We start from the raw sequence: 15544 nt of genomic DNA, 5'->3' as shown, positions 1-15544 counted from the left end.
GTTTTTATTTAAAGATTTTAGAAGAATTAACCTTTGGTCATTTCTTCTAATGCATCCCAACGCTCCACTTTTTCAAGCAGCAGTTCATCAATCTCACCAAGACGTTGCGACGCTTTGGTGGCTGCATCTGCATCAGTCACAAACCAAGAACCATCAGCAAGTTTTGCAGTCAGTTCAGCTTGTTCTTTTTCCAAAGCTTCAATTTCTGCGGGTAATTGTTCTAAAGCGCGTTGATCTTTATAACTCAATTTCACTTTTTTAACGGCTGGTTCAGCAGGTGTCGCAGCAGCTTCCGCTTTAGCAATGGCTTTTTTTACATCACTTTTCTGATCGACAACACGTTGATCTGGACGTTGTTCTAGATAGTCTTGATAGCCACCAATGTATTCATCGATATTGCCTTTACCATCAAATACCCAAGTTGATGTCACAACATTGTCCATAAATGCACGGTCATGGGAGATCAATAACAAAGTCCCTTTATAATCACTCAACATCTCTTCGAGTAATTCTAAAGTCACCATGTCTAAGTCATTGGTTGGCTCATCCATCACAATAAGGTTAGACGGTTTAAGCAATAACTTCGCCAAAAGGATACGGTTACGCTCACCACCTGAAAGTGCTTTTACTGGAGTACGCGCGCGTTCAGGCGAGAATAAAAAGTCTTGTAAATAGCTGTAGATATGACGGCGACCACCATTAACATCGACAAAGTCTGAGCCTTCAGACACGTTGGCCATTACTGATTTTTCAAGATCTAGCGCATTACGTAATTGGTCAAAATAAGCCACTTCAAGCTGTGTACCTGTTTTTACCGAACCGCCATGTTCAAGTTCACCTAAAATGGCTTTAATCAAGGTGGTTTTACCTACACCATTGTCACCGACTAAACCAATACGGTCGCCACGCAGTACTAACGCAGAGAAATCTTTAATAATTGGTGCATTATCACCAAAAGCCACACTTAAGTGTTCAATATCAAAGACCAATTTACCTGAACGATTTGCCTCTTGAGTCGCCATGCTCACTTTACCTTGTTGTGAGCGACGTGCTTTAGATTGTTCACGTAAATCTTTTAATGCACGTACACGACCTTCGTTACGGGTACGACGTGCTTTGATCCCTTGACGAATCCAAGTTTCCTCTTCAGCCAAGCGTTTATCAAACAGTGCATTCTGCTTTTCTTCAGCTTCCATTTGCTGTGCTTTTAGGTCGAGGTAGCGTGAGTAGTTACCTTCATAACTACGTAAAACACCACGATCTAACTCCACAATACGTGTCGCAATACTGTCAACAAAAGCACGGTCATGGGAAATAAATAACAGGGTGAGATTGTTTTGATCGAGTAAGAATTTCTCTAACCATTCAATACTTTCTACGTCCAAATGGTTGGTTGGTTCGTCAAGTAATAAAACGTCAGGTTGCGTCAACAATGCACGTGCTAAAAGTACACGGCGTTTACGCCCGCCTGATAAATCAGCTAAATCCGCTTCAGGATCTAAGCCCATTTTGCTTAAGATAGAATTTACTTTGGTTTCTAAGGCCCAACCATCGAGCAAATCCAGCTTATGTTGTAGGTTGCCCATACGATCACAAGCTTCCATATCACCTAATACACAAGCATCGCTGGCTTCGTGGTATTCTTTTAGGACGAGCGCGGCTTCTCCTGCACCTTCGGCAACAATATCTGCAACTTTGCCCGAATCCATCGGTACATCCTGAGCAAGCATAGAAATCGTAATACCATTTTGTAATGCAATTTCACCTTGATCAGGCAATAAACTTCCCTCAATCAGTTTGAGTAAAGTAGACTTACCTTCACCGTTACGACCAATCAGACAGACTCGTTCGCCTCGTTCTAAATTGAAGTTTGCGCCATCGAGCAGGGCAGGTCCACCAAACGCAAGTTGGACATCCCTTATAGTAATATAGGCCATACGGTTTCCTAAACATCCCACACTGAGGACTAAAAATGACTAAACATAAAAATATTGATGATCAGGCGTCATTTTCCGCACCCATAGAAGATTTGCAAGTCCGAATTGCATTTTTAGATGATTTAGTCGAACAATTAAATGATCAAGTGGCGCAACAAAGCTTGGAAATCGCTGATTTAAAAAAACAAATGCAGTTAATTTACCAACGTATAGAATCTGCTGATTTGTCAGAAGGTATTGCAGCATTTGACCCAATGACCAATCGTCCTCCGCATTATTGATGCAACGGATGTGAAATATGAGTGGCTGAGGTGTGCTGAATCAGGTGTAAATTCACACATAGCAGTGATATTGGCAAAGGATTTGCATAACGCAAGCGCTAAATTTGTGGGTTAAGATGGATTATGAACTTAAAAAACCTCGAAGCATTTTATTGGGTGGTGACCTTAAACAGTTTTAATAAAGCCGCAACAAAGCTTCAAACGACACAGCCTGCAATTTCTCAAAAAATTACTGCGATTGAAAATGATCTCGGTTTTAAAGTACTTGATCGCAGTTCTCGTCAAATCAAAGCCACGCATAAGGGCATGACCTTATTTAAATATGCTGAAAAGTTTATGCGACTGGAAACAGACTTGGTGGCTGAACTCACAGAAAGTCAGTATTTAACAGGAACGATTCGTTTGGGGGTTTCAGAAACGATTGTCCATACTTGGTTAGTGGAGTATATGGAGCAAGTCCAGCAAGAGTTTCCCAAAGTTTCGATCGAAATTGTAGTGAATTTAACTCCAGATTTACAAGAAGGTGTACGCATTGGTGATTTGGATATGGCGTTTTTACTGGGACCAACTTTGCCTTTTGAATGTATAGAACGTTCATTGTGTGATTTTGAATTAAGCTTTCTAGCATCACCTTCATTTAAAGGTGGAATCGGGCAGATGTCATTGCGGACATTGATGTCGCATACCATTTTAACCTATCCAAGAATTACATATCCTTATAAAGAGCTCAAAGCCAAAATGAAAGAACAGAAGATCGATGAACCACTATCCATCACAAGTTATTCATTGGTCACATTATTACGTTTAGCTGAACAAGGTTTAGGGATTGCAGTGGTACCTAAACTAACGGCAATCAAAGAAATTTTAGATGGGCGACTTGAAATTCTAGATACGCCAATCCAACTAAAGACATTCCACTTTACCGCAATCTATACACAAGGCAATAACACCGCATTAAAAGAAAAGTTGACGGATTTAGCGGTTTTAACTTCGGAAAATGCCATGAAAAAACTGAATAATAAAATTAGATAATGAACAATAAAACGGCATTTTATGCAGCTTTGGTTTTGATTTAAAAATTGCAAAAATATGAAATATTGATAATGAGAACTTATAGAAACTGATAAACATTCATTATTAAATGATTTTAAAAATAATAAAAACATATAAATTCAATACCTTATGTTTAATGAATTTTGGATAAAGTCTTATTGTGACTGACCTTCGCCTATGCTTTTATTTGAAATACAGATTTGGTTCAGCATAACCAGAAAATCTTAAAAGTTTAAAGGATTAAAGAATCTCGTATTTTAGAAAAATAGATGTTCTTTGTTTCACTTGAAATAGCGTTGATTAAGCTCAAATGGATGAGGAACGCCTACATGTCTTTATTGAAATCTTCTTTTTTGTCTGACCGTCAATGGGCAATTGTTGCATCTATCTTTATGATGGCAACGTCTGCGATGGGGCCAGGTTTTCTAACTCAAACCGCTGTATTTACAGTGAAATTAGGTGCTGCATTTGGCTTTGCAATCCTAGTTTCGATCATTATTGATTACGTTGTTCAGCAAAACATTTGGCGGGTGGTCACTTTAACGCAAATGCGTGCTTCTGATATTGCCAATAAAGCCTTACCGGGGAGTGGTTACTTACTCGCATTTCTGGTCATTTTAGGTGGGTTTTTCTTTAGTATCGGTAACATTGCAGGTGCTGCACTGGGCTTAAATGCACTCTTTGGGTTGGATACCAAGGTCGGCGGCGTGCTGAGTGGTGCTTTGGCAATTCTGATTTTTGCCTCCAGAAAAGCCACACTGGCGATGGACAAGAGCATGATTATTTTGGGGTTACTCAAAATCGTTTTGATCGTGATCGTTGCATTTATTGTCATGCCACCTGTGGGGCAAGCCGTTCAACAAACTTTTGCACCTGATCAAATTGATTTCGCCATCATTACAACCATTGTTGGCGGTACAGTGGGCGGTTATATCTGCTACGCAGGCGCGCATCGCTTATTGGACAAAGGTGCTGTAGGACCAGAAAATATTGATGAAGTGGCCAGAGCCGCAACCAAAGGTATTGTGGTGGTCGGGATCATGCGTTATGTATTGTTCTTGGCATTCTTAGGGGTTGTGGTCAGCGGCGCAAATATCGATTTAGCAAGTCACGATGCCAACCCAGCTGCGCAAGCATTCCAATATGCTGCGGGTACATTTGGTTTTAAACTGTTTGGCTTGATTTTTTGGGCAGCGGGAATCAGTAGCACAATTGGTGCAGCCTATACCTCTGTTTCATTTATGTCCGCATTTAAACAGAACTTAACCACTAAACATACCAACTACCTCACCATTAGCTTTATTTCTTTAGCCTTGTTGCTTTACGTGATTCTAGGTGCAACACCTGCGGGCTTACTGATCTTTGTGGGTGGTTTTAATGGTTTGGTATTACCAATTGGTTTAACGATTTTTGTCTATGTTGCGGCATGTCGTAAAGACATGATGGGTAATTATAATTATCCAAAATGGTTGCTGGTTTTGGGTGTATTAACCTGCTTACTCACATGGTGGATGGGTTATATGTCATTCACGACGGTATTTAATTACCTCACCAAGCTCTAATCAACTTCACACTCAATTGAAAAGGAATAATCACAATGTATGTCGATTTAAATAGTGACTTGGGTGAAAGTTTTGGCTCGTGGAAAATGGGCAATGATGAGCAAATTTTACCTGTGGTCAGTAGTGCCAATATTGCCTGTGGCTTTCATGCAGGTGACCCGTTGGGAATATTGAAGACGCTTCAGCAAGCAGTGAAATTAGATGTCACGATTGGTGCACATGTTTCCTACCCAGATTTGGTTGGTTTTGGTCGCCGTAATATGGATCTGTCTCAAGACGAGCTAATCGCGGATGTGCTCTATCAAATTTCGGCGCTTGATGGTTTGGCAAAAGTTGCTGGCTCCAAAGTGCAATATGTCAAGCCGCATGGGGCGTTGTATAACACCATAGCCAAAGATCCCGTACAAGCCGAAGCCGTGATTGAAGCCATTAAAATGTATAACCCAGCATTGGTACTGGTTGCTTTGGCTGGGTCAAATTTGGTTGCACAAGCACGTCAGGCAGGCTTAAAAGTGGTTTCAGAAGCCTTTGCTGATCGTGCTTATAACCGTGATGGTTCACTGGTTTCACGCCGTTTAGAGGGTGCTGTTTTGCATGATGCAGAGTTTGTGGCAAAACGTGTGGTTGCGATGTTAAAAAATGGCGGGGTTGAGTCAATTGATGGTGTCTTTACCCCAATTCAAGCCGATACGATTTGTTTGCATGGTGATACCGCAGGTGCACTAGAAATGTCCGCAGCGATTAAAGCTGAGCTGTTAAAAAACGACATTCAAGTTCGTTCATTTTGTGCATAAAACAAGTAAGGACAAGTCACATGTTTAAAGAGATTAAAGTCGATCCAGTTCAACTCAAAGCTGCATTGGATGCGCGACAACAAATTCGTGCGGGTTTTGATCAACCCACTGCAGGAATGGCTGCTGGAATGACCCAAGTGAACATGATTTCTGTACCCAAAGACTGGGCATATGATTTCTTGTTGTACGCACAGCGTAATCCGCAAAGCTGTCCTGTATTAGATGTTTTGGAAGAAGGCGTATACCACTCTCGATTGGCTACTGACTCAGACATTCGCACTGACTTTCCACGATATCGTGTTTGGAAAGACGGTGAAATGGTGGATGAGCTCACTGATGCGAGTGAGCTTTATAACGCGCATCCTGATTTAGTGACCTTTTTAATTGGCTGTAGTTTCTCCTTTGAAACAGCTTTGCAAGAAGCGGGGATTGAAGTGCGTCATATCCATGACAAGACCAATGTACCGATGTATTTGAGTAATATCGAATGCCTTTCTGCTGGACGTATTTCAGGAAATATGGTGGTTTCTATGCGCCCCATTCCTGCCCATCAAATAGCTGAGGCTGTGAAAATTACGGCGCGTATGCCGAGTGTTCATGGCGCTCCCGTACATATTGGTCATCCTGAAAGTTTGGGCATACGCGACATCAATCAGCCAGATTTTGGTGATGCCTCACGTATTGAACAGGGTGAAATTCCAGTATTTTGGGCATGTGGTGTAACGCCTCAAGCTGCAATTATGAACTCGAAAATCCCATTTGCCATTAGCCATGCACCAGGACATATGTTGATTACAGACATACCTGATCGTGCGTGGCTGCGTTAAGACAAGAAAGGATCAGTAAATGCGATTTTTATCGGTAAATTCCGACAGTTTCTTGATTGAACTTTCTAGTTTAGAAGAAACTTTGGCGTTATACAGTAAATTGCAAAATTTACACTTGAATGGAATCAAAGATTTAATTCCTGCTGCAAAAACAATTTTAATTTGTTTTAACGAAATCAAGACTGACTTTAAAACCTTGAGTGTTTTGATTGGTACTTTAAACCTTGATTCAGGCTTTGATCGCAATACGCAGGAAGTGATTATTCCGATTCGTTACGATGGTGAAGATTTAGCACAAGTGGCGGAACTGCAAGGCCTCTCTATAGCCGATCTGATTTTAAAACATCATCAAAGCACTTGGGACGTTGCCTTTATTGGGTTCGCTCCAGGTTTTGCTTATATGAGTAGCCTTGATCTACCCTTTACAGACGTTCCTCGTCTAAAAACACCGCGTAAAAAAATTCCATCAGGTTCACTTGGACTTGCTGGACAATACTCGGGTATCTACCCAAAAGATAGTCCGGGTGGCTGGCAATTGATTGGAACAACGTCAGAAAAAATGTGGGATTTGGAGCGTCAAAATCCTGCGCTTTTACGACCAGGAATGCGGGTGCATTTTGAGGATATAACCCATCATCCTGTATCTGTGGATGTGCCCAAGCAAATCACGCCACGACAAGATTTAAATTTAAAACACCCCCTATTCAAAATCACGGCATCTGGCTTGCAAGTTTCGATTCAAGATGAAGGCCGTTTTCAGCACAGCAATATCGGTGTGGGTACAGCAGGGGCGATGGATGTCGCTTCGATGCATTGTGCCAATCGAATCGTGGGGAATCCAACGGATACGCCTGTGATTGAGGTGCTAAATGGCGGTTTAAAAGCAGTCATGCAAAATTCAGCTGTCATTAGCGTGGCAGGTGCAATTTCCAATATTCATGTGAAATTTGCAGATGGTCAAAAAGCAGATTTTGATAGCTATCAGGCGATTGCACTGGATGAGGGAGATGAATTTCAAATTCAAACGCCGAGTGCAGGGTTGCGCAATTACCTTGCGGTTCGTGGTGGTTTGGATATTCAACCCGTTTTAAATAGCTGTTCTTTTGACAGTTTAGCCATTCTTGGTCCAGCCCCTTTAAAAACGGGTGATGTCATTTACCAAGGTCAAGTCATCCCATCCAATATCAGCATCAACGAAGTGCCAAAATCCAATCTCCCATCCCTTGGCGATACGATTGAACTTGATATTGTGATGGGGCCTCGAACGGATTGGTTTGAGCAAAGCAGTATTGAAAAACTGTACAATCAAGCATGGTTAGTCACCAATGAAAGTAATCGAGTGGGATTACGTTTATCTGGGAAAGCGCCCTTAACACGTAAGATTCACCATGAGTTGGAAAGCGAAGGCACATGTATTGGTGCTTTGCAGATTCCACCCAATGGTCAACCTGTATTGTTTATGAATGATCACCCATTAACTGGTGGTTATCCTGTGATTGCTTCGGTTGCCAAGCATCATTGGGATTTGGTGGCACAAATACCTGCGGATTGCCATATCAAATTTAGAAAAATCGCCGAATTTGTAGATATCGAGAACTAAGATGAACCAGCAAAAATATGTAAATGAAAAATTATTGATTGCCAATCGTGGTGAAATTGCTGTGCGTATTATCCATGCTTGTCGTGATATGGGCATTGCTTCTGTGGCAATGTATGCAGATGACGATATCGGCAGTTTACATGTCGAACTTGCAGATGAAGCATGGGGTTTGGTTGGTGCAACCGCAAAAGAAACCTATTTAAATATTGATGCCATTATTGATATTGCTAAAAAATCAAAAGCCACCATGGTGCATCCTGGTTATGGTTTTTTATCGGAACGGGCTGAATTTGCACAAGCTGTGATTGATGCAGGCTTGAAGTGGGTCGGCCCATCTCCTGAAGCAATTACCAAGTTGGGTGATAAAATTGAAGCACGTAAAATCGCTGCTTCAGTGGGTGCTCCTTTGGTACAAGGCACACAAGACCCATTGAATAATGCAGATGAGGCTTTAGCCTTTGCAAAACAATATGGCTTACCTATTGCAATTAAAGCGGCATTTGGTGGTGGTGGTCGTGGTTTAAAAGTGGTTTGGAAGCTTGAAGAAGTGAAAGAACTCTATGACTCTGCTGTCCGTGAAGCAAAAGCGGCCTTTGGTCGTGGCGAATGCTTTGTTGAGCAGTACTTAGACAATCCTCGTCATGTGGAAGCGCAAGTGATTGCCGACCTGCATGGGAATGTGGTGGTCTTAGGTACGCGTGATTGTTCTTTACAGCGTCGTAATCAAAAATTAGTTGAGGAATCTCCTGCACCATTTATCAGTGATGAGATTTATCAAGAGATTTTAACTTCAGCAAAAAATATTTGTCAGGCTGCTCAGTATGTTGGAGCAGGGACAGTCGAGTATTTATTGAGCCAAAATGGGACTTTATCATTTTTAGAAGTCAATACGCGGTTGCAAGTTGAACATCCTGTGACCGAAGAAACAGCGCGCGTTGATTTGGTGGTTGAGCAAATTCAGGTGGCTTTGGGCGAAGAGTTATCGATCAAAGAAACCCCTAAAGCACAAGGTCATGCCATTGAGTTTCGTATCAATGCAGAAGACCCTAGTCGTGGTTTTATTCCAGCATTTGGTACACTAAGTTTATTTGAAGCACCTTTTGGTCATGGTGTGCGTGTCGATACTGGCGTGCGCACAGGCTCTCTGGTTTCCAGCCATTTCGATTCTTTAATGGCAAAGCTGATTGTGACGGGGGAAACGCGTGAAATCGCAATACGCCGCGCAAAACGTGCTTTAAAGCAGTTTAAAATTGAGGGGGTGGCTTCAGTTTTAGATTTTCATCGTGCCGTGCTGAATGAGCCTGATTTTACCGACGAATTTAAAGTACATACGCGTTGGATTGAAAATGACTTTAAACAAGACTTAAAATCAACTCGACGTGCGATTCCTCAGCATCAACAAGCGATGGTTTTAAGCTATATCGAAATTGATGGGAAATTACACCGTCTAGGCCTACCTGCAGGAATGTTTGCTCAAGGTGCAGTTCAGGTGGAGCAACAACCAGCGCAAAGCACAGAGTTAGCACTTCAACCTGAGCACTTACAAGCGCCTATAAACGGGGCAATCATTGCTTGGAAAGTCCAAACTGGTGAGCAAGTGAGTGCAGGGCAAGTTGTGGCAATTATGGAAGCCATGAAAATGGAAGTTCAAGTTTTGGCACATCAAAGTGGTCAAATTGAATTGCTGAAAGAAGTCGGGAGCACGTGTCAGGCTGATCAAGTGATTGCAACCATCCAATAATATTTATCTTTAAAATCTAAAACTTATGCATTTAAGTCAGATGGAATTGGGAATTTAGGATTAAATTTCCAATTTTATTTGACCTTTTGTTGAAAGCTGGTTGTAATGCTTGCCACTGTTCAGTTGCAAACTTTTTGACCATGCCGAATAAAGCTGTTCTTCTCGATCTTGAAAATAATATGCCTACAGCCAAAATGCTGCGGGAGATTATTGAACATTACCCAACACTCTATCTTTTCAATTGTACGGGGCAATTCCAGTACTCACTGGAAGATTTAACTGAATTTTCAGGCTGGGTGAGCAGTGGTCAAGTGGTGATTTTAGAAGTACCGAATGCATCTGAAAAAGAATATGAATATGCAGTTGTGGTGGGGCAATTATTGGCATTATTAGAGCCAGAGATGCAGATTGAGGTCATTTCTGCGATGCCAAGTTGTTCCTTATTGTTGGATCTGATGCGTAGTGCTGATCTAGCGTGTAGTTTTATTCAAGTCGAATCAACGTTGGAACGTCAACGCAACAAGTACTCGATACCTAGTCTACAAACCATTCAAAATAAGCCGTATTTGCAAATGGTTAAAAAGTATTGCGATGCCTTGGGAGAGATGACAGGCAAACCGAATACCATTGAAAAATTAAAGAATTCTATTGTAAATATTTTACAAGTTGTGCCAGAAAAAGCTCAGCATCTGGTCGGCATGTTAATTAATTTAAAAATTGTCAAACGCTTTGATGATCAGGTGGCTTATCGTAAAAAAGTCTTGAAACAATGGACAAGTCTTGACATCGACAAGCCTGTTTTAGCACACCCAGTTGAGACTGAATCCGCAGCACAACCCAATATCAAACTTGAAAAAATTGATCAAATTTTAGAAAAATTACGTGTTGATTCAGATCAGGTGTTACAGGAAATGGATCAGCAAGACTCTGTGGGTGCAGTACATCAGGTTTTGTTTAAAAACTTTGCAAAAATAGATCCAGTGCAAATTGAAGTTATTCATAAATTGAATAATTTAAAAACCGATAAACCTAAAGATATTTATGAGTTGCGTGATTTATTGGAGCAAATGTTTCCAAAATCTGATATCCGTTTATTGCTTAAAGAATTGATTGAAAAAGGCTATATTTATTGGAATGGTCATGAAGTTGTTTATAGTCATGAAATGTATTTAAATTAGGGCGATTTTTAAGCTGCTCAGAGCAATATAAAAAAGCGCTTAGATTTGAATATTTAGCGCTTTTTTATTAAGCCATACATTGTATTTTATAGCTTTGCTTATGCTTATAAATTTGCTACGCCACCATCCACCAAGAGTTCGCTACCGATAATAAATCTAGCTTCATCAGAAGCAAGATAAATAAAGGCATTGGCAATTTCGACTGGATCCGCCAACCTTTGAATTGGCACAAGATTTTCAATACTGGCTTTGAGCTGTTCAACTTCAGCGGGTGTACTCGCAACTTTGTTGAGGGCAGGGGTTAAGGTTGGTCCTGGTGAAAGTAAGTTAAATCGTATTTGCTGGGCCAAAAGTTCTCTAGATAAGGTCTTGACCAAAGAGCGTAAGGCGATTTTTGAGGCAGCATAAACGCTACTTTTCTCTAAGGCGATATGAATACTGGTCGAACCACATAAAATCACTGAAGCATGGGGCTTGATCATTGGAAGTAAGCGTTGTATCAGGAAAAATGGACCTTTTACATTGGTGTTGAAAATCGCATCGAATTGTTCAACGGTCCATTGTCCAAATGCTTCATGGCTAACATTGCCAGCATTGATATAAATCACATCGAATTTAATGGATAATTGTTGCATTTTTTCAATGAAATGATCTTGTGATGCTAAGCTTGAGTGATCACACTGGATGCCCAAACTTTGGCTGCCGAATTGTTCTTGTGTCAGTACAATTTGATCTGGATTTCGGCCAGTAAACACAACAAAAGCACCTTCTTCTATTGCACGTTGTGCTGCTGCAAAACCAATTCCACTGGTTGCACCAGTAATTAAAACCGTTTTATCCTTTAATCGCATGTTTTTCACTAAAATGTCTACAAACTCTTATATTGTGAAAATTTATTTGCCAAAGTAAGTACTTACCAATTGGTGACTTAGTCGTTGTTTGGTTTGAAATAGACTAAACTCAAAGGCTATAAAATGTAGCTTTATGTAAGGTGGAAAAATGACAACACTGCAATATGAGCAAAATTGTTCGATTATGCGATTTGTTGGATTATTTTCGGGAAAATGGGTATTGCCAATTGTCTATCATCTTATTGAAGCAAAACATCCTGTTCGATTTAGCCAATTACAGAGGGCTTTAGCGCCAATTCCACAAAAAGAGTTGTCGAAACATTTAAAACTGCTGGAGCAACACCAACTTATAACCAAGCAGATTTACCCAGAAGTACCGCCTAGAGTGGAATATCAAATTACCGAATTAGGACAAACACTGCAAAGTGCTATTCAGTCATTGGGAAGCTGGATGGAGCTTTATGAAAAAAATATGAATGAAAAATAAGAAATTAAACTGACCTCAAAATCAGTAATTGGCGGTAATTTTAATTTTAAACTTGCGTTTTATATTCAGCTTATGCAACTCTAATATAGGAATTAAAAGGTGAACTATGGAACACACTGGTCTTTGGGTTGCGCTCGTTATTATTGTTTTTGTATTGGGCTCAATTTTTGGCTTACGCGTAAGCCCTAGAGAAAAAGCATTAGGTTTAATGCGAGAGAAAGCACGCAAGATGGGCTTACACCCACGTTTAGTGGCTGCACCAGAGTGGACGAAAATCCCGATGGCAACAGAGTCTCGTGCGAGTATGGTGGCTTATTATAGTGTACTGATTCCAGATGCACGCTTAGCTTTGATGCGCGCCCGTGTAGAAGAGCAAAAGCTTCAAGTGGTCCTCGGTGATGAGAAATTTAAAGATTTTCCCATTGCATTAAAAGGGATTTATGCTATTGATATGCAGGCCAACTGTGTAGGGCTTTATTGGGATGAAGAATCTGACCTCAGAGCAACACAGCTTGATGATATGAAGGCATATTTACTTAAATTGGCTGAAATTTAACTTAATAATAGGAACAGTGGTTTATTATGGCGAACGCTCCTCGGTCCACATCCAAAAGCACAACAGCAAATTCTCCTGATGCTGGGAAAAAACGTGCATTAGTGATTGTGGAGTCGCCTGCAAAAGCGAAAACGATTAATAAATATTTAGGCTCAAATTACATTGTGAAGTCTTCGGTAGGTCATGTTCGTGATTTACCTACAGGTGGTTCAAGTAAATCGACAGAAAAAAAGCCTGCAACGCGTACCAAATTGACGGATGAACAGAAGGCTGAAAAAGCACAATCCGCTTTAGTCAATCGTATGGGTGTCGATCCTGAGCATGGTTGGAAAGCCAAATATGAAGTGCTTCCCGGCAAAGAACATGTGGTCGCTGAACTCAAAAAACTAGCCAAAGATGCAGATGAAATCTATCTCGCAACGGATTTGGATAGAGAAGGAGAAGCGATTGCGTGGCATTTAAGAGAAGTGATTGGTGGTGATGATAGCCGTTACCATCGTGTGGTCTTTAACGAGATTACTAAAAATGCCATTCAAGAAGCATTTAAACAACCTACACGTCTAGATTTAAACCGTGTGAATGCGCAACAGGCACGTCGTTTTCTCGACCGCGTGGTGGGCTTTATGGTTTCACCACTACTGTGGGAAAAGATTGCGCGTGGTCTCTCTGCTGGGCGTGTACAGTCGGTTGCAGTAAAATTGGTGGTCGAGCGTGAGCGTGAGATTCGTGCCTTTATTCCTGAAGAATACTGGCAAGTTTTTGCAGACACTCATTCTGCAAAAGATGAAATTCGTTTAGAAGCAGTTAAACAAGGCGGCAAAACATTAAAATTACAAAATAAAGCGCAAACAGATGCTTTATTGAAAATTTTAAAAGATGCTGAATATAAAGTTGCAACACGTGAAGATAAGCCAACGAAGGTCAATCCAAGTGCGCCTTATATCACTTCAACCTTGCAACAAGCTGCAAGTACTCGTTTAGGTTTCTCTGTAAAGAAAACCATGATGCTTGCACAGCGCTTATATGAAGCTGGTTTTATTACTTATATGCGTACTGACTCAACATTCTTGAGTGATGATGCTGTCAGTATGGTGCGTAATCATATTGAAACTGAATTTGGTGCGAAGTACTTACCTGCTAAAGCAAATCGTTATGGGAATAAAGCCAATGCGCAAGAAGCCCATGAAGCGATTCGTCCTTCCAATGTTGCCTTAAAAGGCGATAGTTTGGCAGGTGTTGAGCGTGATGCACAACGTTTATATGATTTGATCTGGCGTCAATTTGTTGCATGTCAAATGACCCCAGCAGAGTATTTATCCTCAACGATTTTGGTTGATGCCAATGGTGTAGAACTCAAGGCCAAAGGTCGTACTTTAGTTTTTGATGGTTTTACCAAAGTTCGTGGTCAGAACAAGTCTGATGATGATGTTTTATTACCTGCAGTCAAAGTGGGTGAAATTCTCAAACTTGAGAAACTTGATCCTTCTCAACACTTTACTAAACCACCTGCACGTTTTACTGAAGCATCTTTAGTAAAAGAATTGGAAAAACGTGGAATCGGTCGCCCATCGACTTATGCTGCGATTATTTCGACGATTCAAGATCGTGGTTATGTCAAACTCGACAATCGCCGTCTTTTTGCAGAGAAGATGGGCGAAATTGTTACCGATCGTCTAGACGAGAACTTTAATAACCTGATGAATTATGCATTTACTGCAGATTTGGAAGGTCAATTGGATAAAGTTGCAGATGGTGAACGTAATTGGAAAGAACTGTTAGATAGTTTCTATGGTGATTTTAAAAAGCGTTTAACCACAGCACAGGGCGAAAACGGCATGCGCCGTAATCAACCTGTAGAAGTTGAAGCTGTTCACTGTAAAGAATGTGAACGCCCGATGCAGATTCGTACAGGGACGACGGGTGTCTTCCTTGGCTGTTCTGGTTATAACTTACCTCCAAAAGAACGCTGTAAAGGGACGTTGAATTTAACACCAGTTGAGTCGTTGGCTATACTTTCTGATGATGACAGTGCTGAAACTGCTGATTTAATGTCGAAAAAACGTTGTCCAGTCTGTGGTACTGCAATGGACAGCTATGTGATTGATGGTGGTCGCAAGTTACATATTTGTGGTAATAACCCAGATTGTGATGGTTATGAGCTAGAAGAAGGCGAGTTCAAAATCAAGGGTTATGATGGTCCAACCATTCCATGTGATAAATGTGATGGCGAGATGCAGTTGAAAACGGGTCGTTTTGGTCCATATTTCGCTTGTATGAGTTGTGACAATACCCGTAAAGTTTTGAAAAATGGTCAGCCAGCGCCACCTCGTGTCGACCCAATCAAAATGGAACATTTACGTTCAGTCAAACATGATGATTACTTTGTTCTACGTGATGGAGCAGCGGGTTTATTCTTGGCGGCAAGCAAATTCCCTAAAGTACGCGAAACACGTGCACCGAAGGTTGCGGAGTTACGTTCAGTTGCAGATCAACTTGATCCTAAGTATCAGTTTATCTTGCAAGCACCTGATCAAGATCCAGATGGTAATCCAACATTGGTTAAGTTTAGCCGTAAAAACCAAGCACAATATATTGGTTCAGAAACTCCAGAAGGTAAACAAACCAAATGGTCTTTGGTCTACCAAGATGGAAAATGGGTAGAAGCTTAATCCATAAA

Annotated in this window: 12 protein-coding genes and 1 pseudogene; 11 read left to right on the top strand and 2 right to left on the bottom strand. The window is 40.9% G+C overall.

Annotated features, from left to right (window positions below):
- Nucleotides 1–26 precede the first annotated feature (26 nt).
- Nucleotides 27–1937 carry an ATP-binding cassette domain-containing protein gene (locus ACQ7EO_RS18985; RefSeq protein WP_434278372.1) on the bottom strand — a complete coding sequence of 637 codons (1911 nt, stop codon included), beginning with the start codon at nt 1935–1937 and terminating at the stop codon, nt 27–29.
- Between the two features lie 35 nt (nt 1938–1972).
- Here ACQ7EO_RS18985 and ACQ7EO_RS18980 point away from each other — a divergent pair, with 35 nt between their 5' ends.
- The 8 genes and pseudogenes from ACQ7EO_RS18980 (at nt 1973) to ACQ7EO_RS18945 (ending at nt 10973) form a co-directional block, all read left to right on the top strand.
- On the top strand, nt 1973–2218 hold the full coding sequence (locus ACQ7EO_RS18980; RefSeq protein WP_004718047.1) for a SlyX family protein: 246 nt from the start codon (nt 1973–1975) through the stop codon (nt 2216–2218).
- Between the two features lie 123 nt (nt 2219–2341).
- A complete protein-coding gene (gene mumR / locus ACQ7EO_RS18975; protein WP_004818810.1) occupies nt 2342–3250 on the top strand; it encodes a LysR family transcriptional regulator MumR in 909 nt (302 codons plus the stop codon).
- 331 nt (nt 3251–3581) lie between these two features.
- Nucleotides 3582–4833: pseudogene (locus ACQ7EO_RS18970) on the top strand (NRAMP family divalent metal transporter).
- A 35-nt stretch (nt 4834–4868) separates the two neighbouring features.
- Nucleotides 4869–5627: a LamB/YcsF family protein gene (locus ACQ7EO_RS18965; RefSeq protein ID WP_004818812.1), complete on the top strand. Its 759-nt coding sequence runs from the start codon at nt 4869–4871 to the stop codon at nt 5625–5627.
- A 20-nt stretch (nt 5628–5647) separates the two neighbouring features.
- Nucleotides 5648–6454, top strand: a complete 807-nt coding sequence (locus tag ACQ7EO_RS18960; protein ID WP_004818813.1) for a putative hydro-lyase — start codon at nt 5648–5650, stop codon at nt 6452–6454.
- A 19-nt stretch (nt 6455–6473) separates the two neighbouring features.
- Nucleotides 6474–8054 carry a 5-oxoprolinase/urea amidolyase family protein gene (locus ACQ7EO_RS18955; protein ID WP_434278370.1) on the top strand — a complete coding sequence of 527 codons (1581 nt, stop codon included), beginning with the start codon at nt 6474–6476 and terminating at the stop codon, nt 8052–8054.
- Between the two features lies 1 nt (nt 8055).
- Nucleotides 8056–9795 carry an acetyl/propionyl/methylcrotonyl-CoA carboxylase subunit alpha gene (locus ACQ7EO_RS18950; protein ID WP_034611657.1) on the top strand — a complete coding sequence of 580 codons (1740 nt, stop codon included), beginning with the start codon at nt 8056–8058 and terminating at the stop codon, nt 9793–9795.
- Nucleotides 9796–9935: 140 nt separating this feature from the next.
- Nucleotides 9936–10973 carry a hypothetical protein gene (locus tag ACQ7EO_RS18945; protein ID WP_004718031.1) on the top strand — a complete coding sequence of 346 codons (1038 nt, stop codon included), beginning with the start codon at nt 9936–9938 and terminating at the stop codon, nt 10971–10973.
- Between the two features lie 104 nt (nt 10974–11077).
- On the opposite strand, the gene ACQ7EO_RS18940 is transcribed toward ACQ7EO_RS18945, so the two are convergent.
- Nucleotides 11078–11824, bottom strand: a complete 747-nt coding sequence (locus ACQ7EO_RS18940) for an SDR family oxidoreductase (protein WP_270382924.1) — start codon at nt 11822–11824, stop codon at nt 11078–11080.
- Between the two features lie 148 nt (nt 11825–11972).
- On the opposite strand from ACQ7EO_RS18940, the gene ACQ7EO_RS18935 reads away from it, so the two are divergent.
- The 3 genes from ACQ7EO_RS18935 to topA all read left to right on the top strand — a co-directional run bounded on the left by ACQ7EO_RS18935 (nt 11973) and on the right by topA (nt 15536).
- Nucleotides 11973–12311, top strand: coding sequence for a winged helix-turn-helix transcriptional regulator (locus ACQ7EO_RS18935; protein WP_270382925.1), 339 nt, complete (start codon nt 11973–11975; stop codon nt 12309–12311).
- 106 nt (nt 12312–12417) lie between these two features.
- Complete coding sequence (locus ACQ7EO_RS18930) at nt 12418–12867, top strand: ammonium transporter (RefSeq protein WP_004718027.1); 450 nt, start codon at nt 12418–12420, stop codon at nt 12865–12867.
- A 26-nt stretch (nt 12868–12893) separates the two neighbouring features.
- Complete coding sequence (gene topA / locus ACQ7EO_RS18925) at nt 12894–15536, top strand: type I DNA topoisomerase (protein WP_004818820.1); 2643 nt, start codon at nt 12894–12896, stop codon at nt 15534–15536.
- The last annotated feature ends 8 nt before the right edge of the window (nt 15537–15544 follow it).

Source organism: Acinetobacter sp. CE-15 (assembly GCF_051059255.1).
Lineage (GTDB): Bacteria > Pseudomonadota > Gammaproteobacteria > Pseudomonadales > Moraxellaceae > Acinetobacter > Acinetobacter guillouiae.
This window is presented reverse-complemented; position numbering and strand designations above follow the sequence as displayed.